Below are 15,266 nucleotides of genomic sequence, written 5' to 3'. Positions count from 1 at the left end.
TATTTCTATAACTTTGCATCGTTATATTTATTATGCCCCTACTACAAAACTTTTCACAAACACTTTTAGAAGCCGGATGCGACGAGGTCGGAAGAGGTTGTCTCTCTGGTCCCGTTGTTGCTGCCGCTGTGATAGTTGACAAAAATTTTAAGCAAAATTTAGTTAATGATTCTAAAACGTTAAATTTTAAAACCAGACAGAATCTCGACCTGTACATTCGTGAAAATGCAGTAGATTTTGCAATTGCCGAACTTTCTCCGGAATTTATTGACCAACATAATATTTTGAACGCAAGTATCCACGCGATGCATCTGGCTCTGGACCAATTGAAAAACAGACCAGAATTGATTCTGGTGGATGGCAATCGTTTCCATCCTTATAATTACACACCACACCATTGCATCATCAAAGGTGACAGCAAATTTCTTTCAATCGCCGCCGCTTCTATCATCGCAAAAAATTACCGTGACAATCTGATGATAAAACTTCACGATGAGTTCCCACATTACGGCTGGGATACCAATTTCGGCTATTGTACCAAAACGCATCAAAAAGGACTTAAAAAATTTGGGCCTACAATTCACCACAGGAAATCTTTCCGATTGGACTACGATGTCGAGATTGATTAATTTTTTTTAAAACTATTTTGTAAATTGCTTCCTTAACCTATTATATAAGGATGCAAAACTCATACACCGTCATCAACGCTTCCGCCGGCTCTGGCAAAACTTACCGTCTGGTTCAGAGTTTATTGATGATTTGCCTTCGATTTCCCAATCAATCAGATGCTATTCGAACGATTTTGGCATTGACTTTCACCAACAAGGCGGCCAAAGAAATGAAGGAAAGAATCCTCTTCTATCTCGGCGAATTTGTAAAAGATAATTACACTGAAAATCAGGATTTGAAGAATGTTCAGGAAGCATTGGCGAATCAGGGTTACAAGATTACGTTGGACGATTTGCATCACCGTTCGCAGAAAGTGCTTGATTATATTTTGCACCACTACTCGACTTTGAACATTGGAACGATTGACAAGTTCAATTCCCGATTGGTAAAGAGTTTTTCCTACGAATTGGGATTGGCGCAGAACTTCAATCTGGAAATTCAGCCAGAACCTTATTTGATTGAAGCGGTTGACAAAATGCTGGACGAAATTGGCGAAGACGAAACCGTTTCCGACGCTTTTATGGATTATGTTAATTATAATCTGGATAATAACGAGCGCGTCAATCTCAATCAAACGCTTTACAATTCGGCGAAGAAATTTGTGAGCGATGTGCACTACAAACCTTTGCAGGACAACAAAGATTTCGAATGGGAAGCTTATGAAAACAAGAAAAATGAACTTAGGGAAACGATTAAAAATCTAAAATCAGAATCGCTTGAAATTGCAAAGAAAGCTTTAGAATTAATCAAAAGCAGAGATATTGAGATTGAGGATTTTGCGAGCGGAAAAAGTGGAATTGGTGGATTTTTTGTCAATATCCTTGAGTTTCATAAAATCAAGGATAAAAAATTTCCGTTCCCGACAACTTCCGAAGATTCGAAGATTGAAACGTTTCTGAAAGGCGCTTCCACAAAAGGAAAACATAAGCAAGCAGAGATTCAGGATATTTTACCACAATTGATTTCGTGGCGAAGACAAATCATTGACCTTTACATTAATTCTCAAAAAAAAGAAAAAGTTCTGCAAGCGATTTTGCCTTTAAAGGTGAACGCCGATATTCAGAAAAAGCTATTGGAAATCGAGGAAGAAAACGATTTGGTTTTGCTTTCTAAGTTCAATATTTTGATTAATGAAAATCTTCGGAATGAACCTTCCGCTTTCATTTATGAAAAAGTTGGGACGCAGTTTCAGCATTATTTCTTTGATGAATTTCAGGACACTTCCACGATGCAATGGCAGAATTTCCTTCCGCTTCGGGACAACAGCATCACGTCGGACGACACGAGTTTCACCATCGTTGGCGACCCGAAACAAAGCATCTACAGATTCCGTGGTGGCGAAAGTGAGTTGATGCTTAACATCATTAATAAAAAAGAAATTACACCAAAATTTGCAACAGCAGAAAACCTCGGTTTCAATTGGCGAAGCGCGAAGAATATTGTTGATTTTAATAATAAGTTGTACGATTTTATGTCCGGCGATTTGAATGATGAGCATCAGAAAATCTTCGGCGAAAATGCTTTGCAGGAATCAAAATCCAAACTGGAAGGAAGAGTGAAAATTCATCTTTTGGAAAACTCCACCAAAAATGTTTTCTACGATGAAACGGTGGCGAAAATGCAGAATGACATTCAGGAAAGTTTGGACAATGGTTTTGATTTTTCCGACATCACGATTCTTTGCAGGGGAAATTCGGATATTTTTAATTATTCTCAGCTTTTGGGAAATTTGAAAGTCAATTACAAAGGAAAGGAAACTTACATCAAAACGATTTCCGAAAAAGGTTTGACTCTCGATTTAGCCTTTACCATCAAAGCTTTGATTGAGTTTTTGAAATGGAATCTGGTTCCGAAAAACCGTCAGTTTTTAGTTAAAATGATGTACTTCTTGAATGTTTCGGGAAGAATTACAATGACGGATTTTACGTCGGAAATTAAAGAGATTTTGAAGTTTGATAACAAGAAAGATATCGAAGATTTCATTAATGAAAAATATAATGTAACGCTCATTCAGAAAGACATTCCGCAACTTAATCTTTACAATTTCATTGAATATTACGTTCACGAATTTTCCGTCGAAAATAAGGAAACGGACTTCCTGTTGAATTTCCTTGAAATGCTCCACAATTACACGCAAAACACGGGCGCAACGCTGAAAGAATTCCTGAAATATTGGGATGATGAAGCTTCAAAAATCAGTATTCAGGCGAGTGAAAATGTGGATGCGATTCAGATTATGACGATTCACAAAGCGAAAGGTCTGGAATTTCCCATCGTTTTCATTCCTATGGAAAATAAAAATAATGATGGCAAATTCTCGGAATGGTTTGATTTGGGAAGCGAAGATGAACTGAAAACGGTGATTCTAAACCAATTTTCGCCTGAACTGGAAAGATATGATGAAGAATTGGCAGGTTTTAATTTGATTAATTCTTACCGAAATAAAATCGACCGTTTTTGCATTCAATATGTGGCAACGACGCGACCTGTGGAACAACTTTTCTTCTTTCTGGAAAAACCGAATAAATCTGCAAATCATTTGGAATTATTTGATTTTGCAAGTCAATTTCAGCCCACGAAAAATGGTGAATTATTAGATTCATTTGATGTTTATGAAACCTCAGCACAGTCATTAAAAAAACAAAAAAGAAAAGAAAAAAAAGAATATCTGTCAGAAAATATTAGCTCCATTTCACAAAAAACAGAGAAAGCTTCGAATATCGAAATTGCAACTTCATCCAAAAGTTATCAAAACCGTGTGGAACACGTGAGAATGGGAATTTTCACACACGAAATCCTATCAAAAATCAAAACAAAAAAAGATGTTCTGAAAGTTCTGAATTCTTATGTTTTGGAAGGAACAATTACGGATGAAGAGAAAACTTCGATTTTGGAACGCATTGAGAATATCATTAATGATAACAATTACGCTTCCTATTTCGAAGAAAATCTGACCATCATCAATGAAAGAGATATGCTTTCTGTGGAAGATGGAACGTCGAAAACTTATCGTCCGGATAGATTGATTAAGACAAAAAATGGTTTCATCATTGTGGATTTCAAAACAGGAAGTGAGAAAGAAAAAGACCAGAAACAGGTGGCGCTTTATCAGGAAAAATTGGAGCAATTTGGGGAAAAGGTTTTGAAAACGGATGTGATTTATATTTAGTGAGGAAATTCATGTCGCTCCTCTGGAGCTTTTTGTTGCTTGATTGCTGATTTTCTACAAACATATCGCTCCTCTGGAGCTTTGCTCAATAATATATTATTGCTTTTAAGTTCGTCGCGCTCTGCGACTTTAAATAAAAATCCCGAGAAATACATCTCGGGATTTTATTTTTTATTTTTTAACAGCCGTTACAACTTGGCCTTCCATTTTTGTGATATTATCGAAAATCTGTTTGAATGCTGGATAATATTCTTTCGGATAAACCGGGTCTTCAACCGTTGTTGTGGTTTCTACAGTCAGTTTATTACCTTCTTGAGTCACTTTGTAAATGTATTGGATCGCATTGTCTTCTGTTCTGAACTTTTTGGATTTTGGCACATTTTCGAAAGCGTAACCATCAGGTAGAGTAATCGTCACTTTTTTGATCTTGTCGTAGCCTGTATAAAGTTCGATTGGTGAACGTCTCTCGTCTGCCTGGTCAAATTCGTGGGATTTGTTGTATAAAAACAAAAGTGGATTGAAAACCAATTTACCCCCGATTCCATCTACAAAACTATCCGCATCAAAATCAAAACTGGTTTGGAAATCATTGTTCTCCATTACCTCAGATTTGATATTGGTAAAGGGGAAAGTATATCTGTCTTTATAATAGTTTTTTTGGAAAGCCGCGCTATCTTCTGAATATCTTTCACTGTTCATGAATGCATATAATTTGGTATCTCTATCAGAAAATTTGCCAGAAAAAGTTCCTTCGTTACTAAGGTTTGCATCTACTGTGAGATAAGTTGTACTTTTTCCCGGCGTAAAGACATTCACTTTTTTAGCTTCTTTTTCTGTCATGATATAGCCTACATAATTGAGCGCATCTGGTCTAATGAGATTTGGAACAGACATCTTGGATGTAGCATCATAAAGAAATGGTTTTCCTTTGATATCTACAAAAGCAATAACATAATTAAGTTGGTTATAGGAAGGGGAATGATCCATCAGCAAACCTTTTCCTATAGTCGCAAGCACCAAAGGTTCGGCTTGCAGATCTGCAGATTTCATTAGCATCACCAACAGTAGATTAATCTCCCCAGAGTTACCAACTTTGGTTTGCAACAATCTTTTTATACCACCTCCATCTTCTACGCCTTCGCCATAATTTCGGTTCCAAGTGTAGTTGCTTTGAACAAATTTTAGAATTGCAGCCGCTTTCGCTTCTGCATCTGCAATATTTTTAATATCCTGGGGAAGCACATCTTTGACCAGAGATTTTCTTTTGATTTCCTCACCGAAGAATTTGGAGTCATAGAGTTGTTTTCTGATATCGCTCCAAGTATATGCGTAAGATTTGAAACCTCCAGAATCCGAATTTTCGTAGGGTCTAGAATTATGAGTGACATTGCTGGAGTTAAGTTCTGCTCGGATCGAAGTCTTATAATTATTCAGATTATGCACATATTTTTCATTTCTGTATGGTGCAATGTTGTCATAAGTAAATCTGTAGGTATAATAATCTCCACCATACATGTATCTATCTCCAACTTCTCTCTTTTTTGGAGAAAGCTCACCTTTATAATCTATGTTGTAGCCTAAGAACTTTGGATGGTCAAAAACATACTCGAAATGACGAACGGGAACAATATCTTCTACTCCAACTCTATCAACATTCCAATAGAATGGTGATAGAACCTCGTATTTATATTCTACCACAGAACCATCTTTTACATTCTCAAATGCAAATTTTGTAACAGAATGATATTTTGACTCCTTTGATTTGTATTTGGAACTTTTATCTACAACTGTCGTAACTATTTTGTCATTTTCAAGATTGTATGTCGTGACTTTTAGAGAATTGACTTTTTCAGAATTGTTGTTTTTGCCATCGTAGGTATAAATCTCTTGGTTCAGAAATTTGTCTGCTTGGTCTTTTTTATAAATCTTAACACGGCTAATCACTTCCAGATGCATCTGACCGCTGTACTCTATCCAGTAGTGGTACGTTCTGTATAGCACCTCGGCTGCTTCAGAGGGATTTTTCGCATAGGAAGTACTTTGTAAATCAGCTTTGTCCAACTTTGGAAGGTCTAAAAACTTGGTTTGCCCAAAAATTGATATGATTGAACAACATAAAATCAGTTGTAAAATTTTCGTTTTCATTGATTGTATAATTTTATAGTTTGGTTATCAGGATTTTGGTTGCGTCAATTTTATTGATTTGTTTTCTGAAATTGATGTAATTTGGGATTTTTTCTACAGCAATAGAACCTTTATTAAGCCTAAATTTTCTTTTAATTATGATTTTATCATCCTTTTGGGAGAACTCGATAGAATAATTACCATATTCCGAATCAATTTTTTTCGCCAATGGTACCTCAGAAAATTTGTAATTTTTAGGAATTGTATATTCTACCTCATAATTATCTGTAAAGCCAAACGCAACTTCAACCGGGAATTTCCTGTCTTCGGAATTCTCTAAATAAAATCCACTGTCAGAAACCGGCAACGCTCTAAAATACAAATCATTCCCCAAATTTTTAGAAAAATTATTAGCTTTAAAATCTATATTATAAGATAGCTTACCATTATCCTTGTCATTTAAAAGGTTATTGTAATCAATAGAAGAAAAATTCAACATGTATAATTCTGATTTCAAATACTCTTTCATCTGCTCAGGCGTCATAGTAACTTTGCGGAGATTGAAATCATACAATCCTCCAGAAAAATCGAATTTGAATTTACCCGAGAGTGAATTATCTTCGGCAATTGTAGCTACAAAATGCATTGCCTCCTCGCTATCTTCTGCCTTGTAAGTCGGTGTATTTATAATTTTGGCATTTTGGGTATCCATCAAAACTACATTTCTGTTTCTGGTAGAATATCCTAAATGATTGAATGCAATATTCTGATTTGTATTCTCCAACCAAATATCTCCCTGCTCCGTTGGAATGTATAAAATAACGTGATTCCCGCCTATCTTTGGAAAATTCTCATCATAATGGACCGGCGTATTGTCCATAGTGATCGTAGCATAATATGAAGGAATGCCAGCTGCCTTGAGCAAAACACGCATATAATTTGTAAGTGCTTTACAATCACCGTAAGCCTTTTTCCTGACATCATCTACTACCATCGGTTGCCAACCACCAATCCCAATTCCTACATAAACATATCTTGTTTTTTTCTGCATGTATTGGTAGATTGTTTTTACTTTTTCAGAAGTCGAACCCTTCAAATTCAGGCTATTCACTTCATTCTGTATTTCAGGTGTGATAACAGAAACCGGCTCCATCAAAGTATTGTACCATTTTGCCAAACTCTGCCAACTGGAAAAATCGCCACATTTATCTTTAAGACAAGCTTTATCTAATGCGAATTCAATCTTTGGAAAAAGCGTTTCAGGTTCTGGAGCATATTTCTCATACTTGTAGGCTGGGATGTTTTTGTAAGATGCTTTCAGACTATTACCACTTTCTGAAAGTTCTACTTTTCCAAAATCAGATTCTGTAATTTTCTTTCGAAGATTGATACCTGACTCATTTCTGAATTCTATATTTAAGTTCTCAATGGAAATATTGTTGCTGAAGTAAGGCTGCAATTTTGGTAAAAATGCGGTATCATTTGTTCTTATAGAATAACTTACTTCTATTGTATAAGGATAAGTCGGCTGTATAATTCTGGAGGCCAAAGCTCTGTAATCTGAGTACAAATCGGAGTCATCAGATTGACTCACATCATTCAAATCACTTTTCGAATAGGTTTTGAGCTGCTTGCCATTTGCATCCAGTATTTTTATTTTTACTTCCGATATTTTTCTGTTCTTATCATAGGGGATATTGACGTAAGAAAACTTCTCTGCCGCTTTGTTGAGTATAGAAACCACTTGTTTTTGTTTGATTTCCATATCATTCCAAGATTTTATCAAATATTCCGAAGAATAATTCCGAACTACAGCATTCGCATCTTTCTTAAGTTCTTCCGGAATTTCTGAGATAGCATAATTTTGTGAAAACGCCTTGACTGACATTAACACCAATACGGTTATTAGTTTTTTCATTAGTTTTTGAAGGAAATTAATTCGCTGCCGGAACAAAAACTCTTTGTGCCAACTCTTGATCAAATAGATACAACGCCGAAGGATTGTCTTTCACCATTTTGATTTTCGTTACCAAAAGTGATGCGCTAGCTTCCTCTTCCACTTGCTCATTGATGAACCATTGCAAGAAACTTGTGGTAGCAAAATCGCTTTCGTCATTTGCCGCTTTTACGATATTGAAAATACTTTTTGTCACCAATCTCTCATGATCCAAAGCTTTTTCAAAAATCTCCTGCGCGTTGTTGAATTCATTCGGTGGTTTTGGGATTTCATTAAGGATTACTTTTCCTCCGATGTCGTTCACGTAGTCAAACATCTTGTCTGCGTGCATCAATTCTTCTTTGGATTGTACTCTGAAGTAGTTTCCAATTCCCTCAAGATCTTGAGCATAGAACCACGCACTCATCGATAGATAAAGCTGTGCCGCATATTGTTCTTTTGTGATTTGCTCGTTTACCAGGTTTATTATTGTTTCGCTTACCATTATTGTTAATTTTTCCCAAATATAGCAAAAAGAGCCGTTAAAATTAACGACTCTTACTAAAACTAACCACAAAATAACATATTACTTAACTACCGTTGCATCAACCTTCTTTCTATCTTTAAAATTGGCCTTTCTATCTGCCATTTTTTTTGCTTTTATTTCCTGATATTTTTTGAATTGATCTGGCGTCAGGATTTTCTGCATTTCCGCTTCATTCTCTTTCATCTTCTGTATTCTGTCACCTTTTTTAGCTTCAAAATCTGCTTTTCTTTCTACTGCTTTTTTCTCGTGCAGCGTTTTCAATTGTAGAACTTGCGCATCGGTGAGATTCAATTCTTGTTTCATTTTTTGAAGATGCTCAGCTTTCTTCTGAGTGTGATCTCCGCTTATAGATTTTGATTGCTGTGCAAATCCGAAAACTCCTAGTCCAAGAAATGCGGCGCTTAAAATTATTTTTTTCATTTTAAATTGATTTTTAATATTAATATATTTTACTTATTTGTTTGATGTCTAAAAAATAATAAGGTTAATCTAATAAATTATAAAATTTTGTTAAATTCTCAACCAACTTATCTTGAAGTCAATCTCATTCCCGAACTTCTGTTGCTATTGTCAGATTTTGGAGACGCACTTCTCTGTCCGCCATTGCCTTTCACCTCAGATTTTCTGATAGAATTTTGATTTTGTCGGATGCCATTATTCTGGCCTCTCGTTCCTTCATTTTTAATCGCTGGAGCAGATTGCTTTCTGATGTTTTCATTGCCGTTTCTCACACCGCCTTGGTTTCTGATTCCTGAATTATTATCAATTCGACCGCCTCCATTTTGTGAATTTCTGATTCCGCCGATGTTATTTCCATTCGCTCCACTTCTGATTGGTTGCGTGCGAATTCCATCATTTCTATTCGGCGTGATCATATTTTGATTTCTTCCATCATTTCTGAAGCCTTCCTTGAAATTCCCACGGTTCACTTTGTAGATATTGATATTCACATTTCTGTAAATTGGTCGAACGGGATATCTTCTCGCATAGAAATTCACGTTTCTGTTTCTGTAGAACACAAATGGACTCGCGCCTCGGAAGTAAACATTTTGATAAACTACGAAAATCCTTGGTCCCAGAATATTTTGCAGTGCATAGAATCTGTCGTAGTACCATCTATCCGGATTCCATCTGTAGTAAGAGTTCCAAGCGTTGTAAGAAGCAAATCTGTTATTCAACATCATAATTTGCTCTATCTGAAACGGACTCAAACGATGTTGTATAAAAAACTGGTTCCAATTGACATTGTAAACTGCCTTTCTGTAGTCATTATAATAACCTTGGTAATATTGGTCTGGATAATAGTCCGTTGGAAAATTGTAATAATAATCCTCAGGATAATCATAAGAGTTATCATAATACTCGTATCCGTTATATTCGTTTGGATAAGTATCATAATAATCTTGAGCAGAGATCAATCCTCCAAAAATTATAGCTAGGGTAAAAAATATCTTTTTCATTTCTTTAAATTTTATTTAATTAAGAAAATCCATTTTCTCTAATGAAACTTTCTACCTTTTTGATATTGGATAAGAATAAAAGTTAAAGTCTGACGAATTAATATTTCTAAAAACGATGATGAATTTGAGATTAATGATTGATAATCAATGATATTATTTTTCAATGGGGAAAGAAAACCCCTTCAGAGTTTGAAACTCTGAAGGGGTTTTGTATGTAAACTTTGACAAAGTGAAATTTTTAAAGCAATTTGCAAAAAGCCAATTGCCTGGAGCTATCTTAATCTCGTCCGCTTGCTTCTATCCAGCCAGCAATTTTCTGATTGAAGTCTGTTTGCTCTTTCAAATCTTCCAATTTCAAATGCATTCTGTAACGCCAGTAATGTGGGAAAACCGCAGGATTGTTGATCCTTTCTTCGTCCATATTGGGATTCATCAAGTTATCATCTGTCGCCAAAAATTCCTGAATTGGGAAAATCGCCAACATCGCTTCTGTGAAAAGATGTTGTTTCATTATCATCTCTGACAAGTCCGGCGTCAAATCCCAAGGCGCAGTTCCATATTGTCCCAATTGTTGGTTGAAATATTTCTGAGTCAGATTTCTGTCCTCGTGCCACCATTGTCTCAAGGTAGAGCTGTCGTGGGAAGAAGCTGTTACTACGTTCAAATAACTTGCATTTTTCGGGTCGTAGAACGGAATATTGTCGGAAGGCATTCTTTGAACTTTCAAAGCGGTGATTGCCAACTTATCCATCACTACAGGTACAGAATCTGGAACCAAACCAAGATCTTCACCACAGATCAACATCGTAGTCGAATTGAGTAAAGCTGGTAATTTCTCCATCGCTTTCTGGTACCAAAGTCCGTCCTGACGTTTGAAGAAATAATCGTTGTAAACATCACTCAACTTCGCCTTTTCCCAATCTGGCAGATATTTGTAGGATGTCGTTTTAGCGATATTGAATCTTGGATGATAAACAATTCCGTTCTCAGTTTCTTCGGTCAAGAACAAAACATTTCCGGCCAAAGAGATCAATTTTTCTTCTGCCCAATCCCACGATTCTTTTTTGAAGTAATCGGTTAATTTTCTTTGCGTATCAAATTCCGGTTTGAAGGTGAAATTTCCATTCTGATGATCAAAGAAATGATTTTGAATTTTCTCTTTCGATTCGCCAAACGTTTCCCAAAGAATCGGTTCGTTCACAAATGGTTTGATGTAACGATCATAGTTGAAAGGAATCTGTCTGTCAGAAAACTCTTTCTCTGTCACAGGAACAGCCGGATAAAAATAGCCCAACAAACCTTGTGTCGCAGAGATCGGCATTCTCCAAATTCTAAAGAATCCAAGAATATGGTCGATTCTCATCGCATCAAAATATTGCTCCAAGACTTTGAAACGTTTTTTCCACCATTGGTAATCGTCGGCTTTCATCACTTCCCAATTATAGGTCGGAAATTCCCAGTTTTGACCCAGATCGGAGAACTGGTCTGGTGGTGCTCCAGCTTGGAAATCCATTCCGAAAAGTTCTGGTTCCGTCCAAGCTTCTACGGAATATCTGTAAATCCCAATTGGAAGATCGCCCTTCACCGAAAGTCCTAGTTGATGCAAATATAACACCGCATCCTGCAATTGCAAATGCAACTGATATTGAACCCAAGCGTGAAGCATAATGGTTGCATAGTCCTTATGTTTAGGCGCATAAAGCGTCGCTACTTTTCCGGCAACAAATTTCTTATGGGTTTTCCAGTCGTTGAAATTTGGTGTTTTGTATTTGTCTCTCAAAACACAAAATGCGGAATAAGGCATCAGCCATTCTTCGTTATCCTTAATGAATTTCTTGAAGTTTTTATCCTTCAAAATCGCTTCTTGATTTTCCTCGAAAACAGCTTTTGTAAACTTCCATTTTCCGGAAATCATTTGCTCGTAATCGATTAAACTCAAAGCATTTAATTCAGCTTTTTTATCTTGATATTCTTTTACTAACTTTTTCGGTAAAGCATATTCCAACTTCTCAACCGAAAGATATTGCGGGTGAAGTGCGTAAACCGAGATCGCCGCGTACGGATAAGAATCGGTCCAAGTGTAATTCGCCGTCGTATCATTGATCGGCAAAATCTGAATCACAGAAAGCTTTGCGTCATTGGCCCAATCGCCTAATTTTTTGATATCAGAAAATTCGCCAACTCCGAAACCATCTTCTGTTCTCAAAGCGAAGACAGGAACTGCAACACCTGCAGAATGCCAAAGGGTTTCATTATCAAATTTAAAATAATGATCCGCTTTCACGTACAAAATATCCTTGGTCGGATTTCCGAAAACCCATCGGTTCTCGCCTGGTTCTATGTAAATTAATTGTCCCGTATTTTTGTCTTTGATCGCGTATTTGTAGAGAACAGTTTGGTGCGTCGGGATTTCAACGCCAACTTCCCAAATCCCATAATCTGTTTGCTTTAGCTCTACCGATTTTTCAGCGTTCCAATTCCCCAAGGCATCAACATTTCCGATCAACACCAATGTCCAGTTCGGATGGTAAAGTGGCGCTTCTATACGGAAAAGATGGGTTTGTTTTTTGACAACCGATAGTTTCTCAGGTTTGAAACCTTGCAAACGGTTGTGAAGAATTTTGTTGGTCAAATAATTTTCTGGGAAATTTTTAAGATTCCATTGGTCAAAGATCACAAATTCTTTGAAACTGTTTGGCAAATCTAATTTGTGAGTTGGGATTTCCTCGTCCAAAACCACATTTTCTTCATTCAACAAAAGATATTTGTACTGAATTGATTTTGAGAAATAATCAATTTCTGCTGTCCAGTTGTTATTTTCGGAATAGTTCAAGTCGTAGTCCCGGTGGTCGTTTTTCTCGTCGTATAGGCGCAAAACGAGCCGTTGGCCAACTTTTGTTCCGAAGTTAACATTAAAGTATAGTTTCATTTATTAAGGTCTATTAATATGGACGCAATTTAATGATTTATTGAATTATAACTATTATTCCATCAAAAAAATCATTTTCCTGCAATTCTTTCCAGATAGTCCTTAATATTATTATCAAGAGAAATCGTAATTCCACCGATGTTCTTGGCTTTCATATACATCAAAACCTTCTCGTCTCGTAGGGAAAACATTAGGAAATCATTAAACTTGTCAGGCGTAATTCCCGCTTCTGCAAAATATTCCAAATCCACATTATTGTTGATCCAAGCCAAACCTTCCTGTAGATCTTCATATTTATAAAGCCGTTTCATTCGTCTGGACTTTCCACTCATGACATCATAAATCGCCTGAATATTGACCATTGGAGGAATTCTTATCAAAGGTCTCACAATATCGTCCACTGCATCTGCCGGTTTTTCCCTTGGTTTCTCTGGTCCCTTTGGCAAACCAATGGATTGTCTCAGTTCTTCTTTCTTTGCTTCTGCCACTCTTTTATTCTCAATCGTGACTTCTTCAATTTCCATCGGAATTTTGGACAATCGAATTGTGATGGTAAGATTATCGCTGACAATCCATTTCTCACGTTCGTAGTTTTCTTTTACGAATCGGATTTCGTCGCCAGTTTTTGCAGGGATGGAAAACTCCCCGAGCTCATTGCTCAAAACCTTTTGATCCGAACGCATATTGACGACCAAAGTCTTTGGAATGCGCGCAGATTCCTCCGTCATCACAATACCAGAAAGCGTTTGAGAATAGATTGATATAGAAATCAAAAGAAAATAAAGGAATAGAAATTTCTTCAAATGGTCTTAATTTTCGTCAAAAATAGTTTTTTATTGAAACAAAAAAATACGGTTTAACTTTCATTAACCGTATTTCTTAATATTTAAGATTTAAGTCTTGAATCTACAATAATTGATAAGTCGTTCCCTCTCTTCCATCCTTTAACTCAATTCCTTTTTCCAGAAGCTGGTCGCGGATCTGGTCAGATAAATCCCAATTTTTGGATTTTCTCGCTTGATTTCTTAAATCGATCAAAACCTGTAAGGTTTGGTCAAGCTTATCGTTATTTGATTCTTCGATAGTTTCCAATCCTAAAACATCGAAGACAATCGCATTTAAGAATTGTTTCAAATCTTCATAATCATTGGTCGAAATGCTTTCTTTTCCAAGCTTCGAAGCTGAAATAAACTTCACTGCCTCGAACAAATGTGAAATCAAAATCGGACTGTTGAAATCGTCTGACAAAGCTTCCAACACTTTTTCTTTCCAATTTTTATAATCAAAAGAAGAAGTTTCTACACCTTCTGTAGGAACTTGTGTATTTAGGATTTTTACGGCTTCCATCAATCTGTTGAAACCTTTTTCACTCGCCAACATTGCGTCATTGGAAATATCCAAAACACTTCTATAGTGCGCCTGCAAAAAGCAGAATCTCAATACACTTGGATGAAAAGCTTTTTCAAAGAAATCATTGTTTCCGGTAATCAATTCCATTGGAAGGATGTAATTTCCTGTGGATTTGCTCATTCTTTGCCCGTTCATTGTCAGCATATTAGCATGCATCCAATATTTCACAGGTTCTACGCCGTTGCAGGCTTTTCCTTGAGCAATTTCACATTCGTGGTGTGGAAATTTCAAATCCATTCCACCTCCGTGAATGTCGAATTGGTCGCCCAGATATTTCGTGCTCATCGCAGTACATTCAAGATGCCAGCCAGGGAAACCTTCTCCCCAAGGCGACGGCCATTTCATAATATGTTCCGGCGAAGCTTTTTTCCAAAGGGCGAAATCTTGTGGATTTTTCTTTTCAAATTGTCCGTCCAAATCCCTTGTGTTGGCGAATAATTCTTCGATGTTTCTTCTGGAAAGTTCACCATAACTGAGTCCTCTCGCATTGTATTCCAAAACATCGAAGTAAACGGAACCGTTACTTTCGTAAGCAAAACCTTTTTCAATCAGATCTTTCGCAAGTTCCAATTGCTCGATGATGTGACCCGTTGCAGTCGGTTCGATCGTTGGCGGAAGCAAGTTGAATTTCTTCAAAACCTCGTGAAAATCGACGGTATATTTTTGCACGATTTCCATCGGCTCCAGTTTTTCTAATCTGGATTGCTTGATGAATCTGTCATTATTGATATCGCCATCATCCGTCAAATGTCCAGCGTCCGTAATATTTCTGACATAACGAACCTTATAACCCAGAAACTGAAGGCTTCTATAAATAAAATCGAAGGACAAAAAAGTTCTCACATTCCCCAAATGCACATTACTGTAAACTGTCGGTCCACAAACGTACATTCCGATGTTACCTTCCAATATGGGTTTGAAAACTTCTTTTTCGCCAGTGAGCGAGTTGTATATTTTTAGTTGCATTGTTTTATGAATGATAAATTATAATTGATAAATGATTTAAATATTGACACAAAACA

Annotated in this window: 10 protein-coding genes; 2 read left to right on the top strand and 8 right to left on the bottom strand. The window is 36.5% G+C overall.

Features of this window, described 5'->3' with window-relative positions; genetic code table 11:
- Window positions 1-32: 32 nt before the first annotated feature.
- Together IO90_RS10755 and IO90_RS10750 are read left to right on the top strand one after the other, a co-directional pair.
- Window positions 33-629, top strand: a complete 597-nt coding sequence (locus IO90_RS10755; RefSeq protein ID WP_034966350.1) for a ribonuclease HII — start codon at window positions 33-35, stop codon at window positions 627-629.
- 50 nt (window positions 630-679) lie between these two features.
- Window positions 680-3,838, top strand: coding sequence for a UvrD-helicase domain-containing protein (locus IO90_RS10750; protein WP_034966349.1), 3,159 nt, complete (start codon window positions 680-682; stop codon window positions 3,836-3,838).
- A gap of 171 nt (window positions 3,839-4,009) precedes the next feature.
- On the opposite strand, the gene IO90_RS10745 is transcribed toward IO90_RS10750, so the two are convergent.
- From IO90_RS10745 to cysS, 8 genes are all read right to left on the bottom strand, one after another.
- Window positions 4,010-5,983, bottom strand: a complete 1,974-nt coding sequence (locus IO90_RS10745) for a DUF3857 domain-containing protein (RefSeq protein WP_034966346.1) — start codon at window positions 5,981-5,983, stop codon at window positions 4,010-4,012.
- Window positions 5,984-5,996: 13 nt separating this feature from the next.
- Window positions 5,997-7,880 (bottom strand): DUF3857 domain-containing protein, encoded by a 1,884-nt coding sequence (locus tag IO90_RS10740; protein WP_034966343.1) that lies wholly within the window; start codon window positions 7,878-7,880, stop codon window positions 5,997-5,999.
- Between the two features lie 16 nt (window positions 7,881-7,896).
- The gene (locus IO90_RS10735; protein ID WP_034966340.1) at window positions 7,897-8,403 is read right to left on the bottom strand and encodes a ferritin; all 507 of its coding nucleotides are present in this window, start codon (window positions 8,401-8,403) and stop codon (window positions 7,897-7,899) included.
- A gap of 81 nt (window positions 8,404-8,484) precedes the next feature.
- A complete protein-coding gene (locus IO90_RS10730) occupies window positions 8,485-8,865 on the bottom strand; it encodes a hypothetical protein (RefSeq protein ID WP_051878550.1) in 381 nt (126 codons plus the stop codon).
- 107 nt (window positions 8,866-8,972) lie between these two features.
- Complete coding sequence (locus tag IO90_RS18390) at window positions 8,973-9,905, bottom strand: hypothetical protein (protein ID WP_051878547.1); 933 nt, start codon at window positions 9,903-9,905, stop codon at window positions 8,973-8,975.
- 277 nt (window positions 9,906-10,182) lie between these two features.
- On the bottom strand, window positions 10,183-12,834 hold the full coding sequence (locus tag IO90_RS10720) for a 4-alpha-glucanotransferase (protein WP_034966338.1): 2,652 nt from the start codon (window positions 12,832-12,834) through the stop codon (window positions 10,183-10,185).
- A gap of 71 nt (window positions 12,835-12,905) precedes the next feature.
- Window positions 12,906-13,637, bottom strand: coding sequence for a hypothetical protein (locus IO90_RS10715; protein ID WP_034966335.1), 732 nt, complete (start codon window positions 13,635-13,637; stop codon window positions 12,906-12,908).
- 103 nt (window positions 13,638-13,740) lie between these two features.
- Complete coding sequence (cysS, locus tag IO90_RS10710) at window positions 13,741-15,210, bottom strand: cysteine--tRNA ligase (protein ID WP_034966333.1); 1,470 nt, start codon at window positions 15,208-15,210, stop codon at window positions 13,741-13,743.
- Window positions 15,211-15,266: the final 56 nt, after the last annotated feature.

The organism is Chryseobacterium sp. FH1 (genome assembly GCF_000735135.1).
In the GTDB taxonomy this organism is placed as follows: Bacteria; Bacteroidota; Bacteroidia; order Flavobacteriales; family Weeksellaceae; genus Epilithonimonas.
This window is presented reverse-complemented; position numbering and strand designations above follow the sequence as displayed.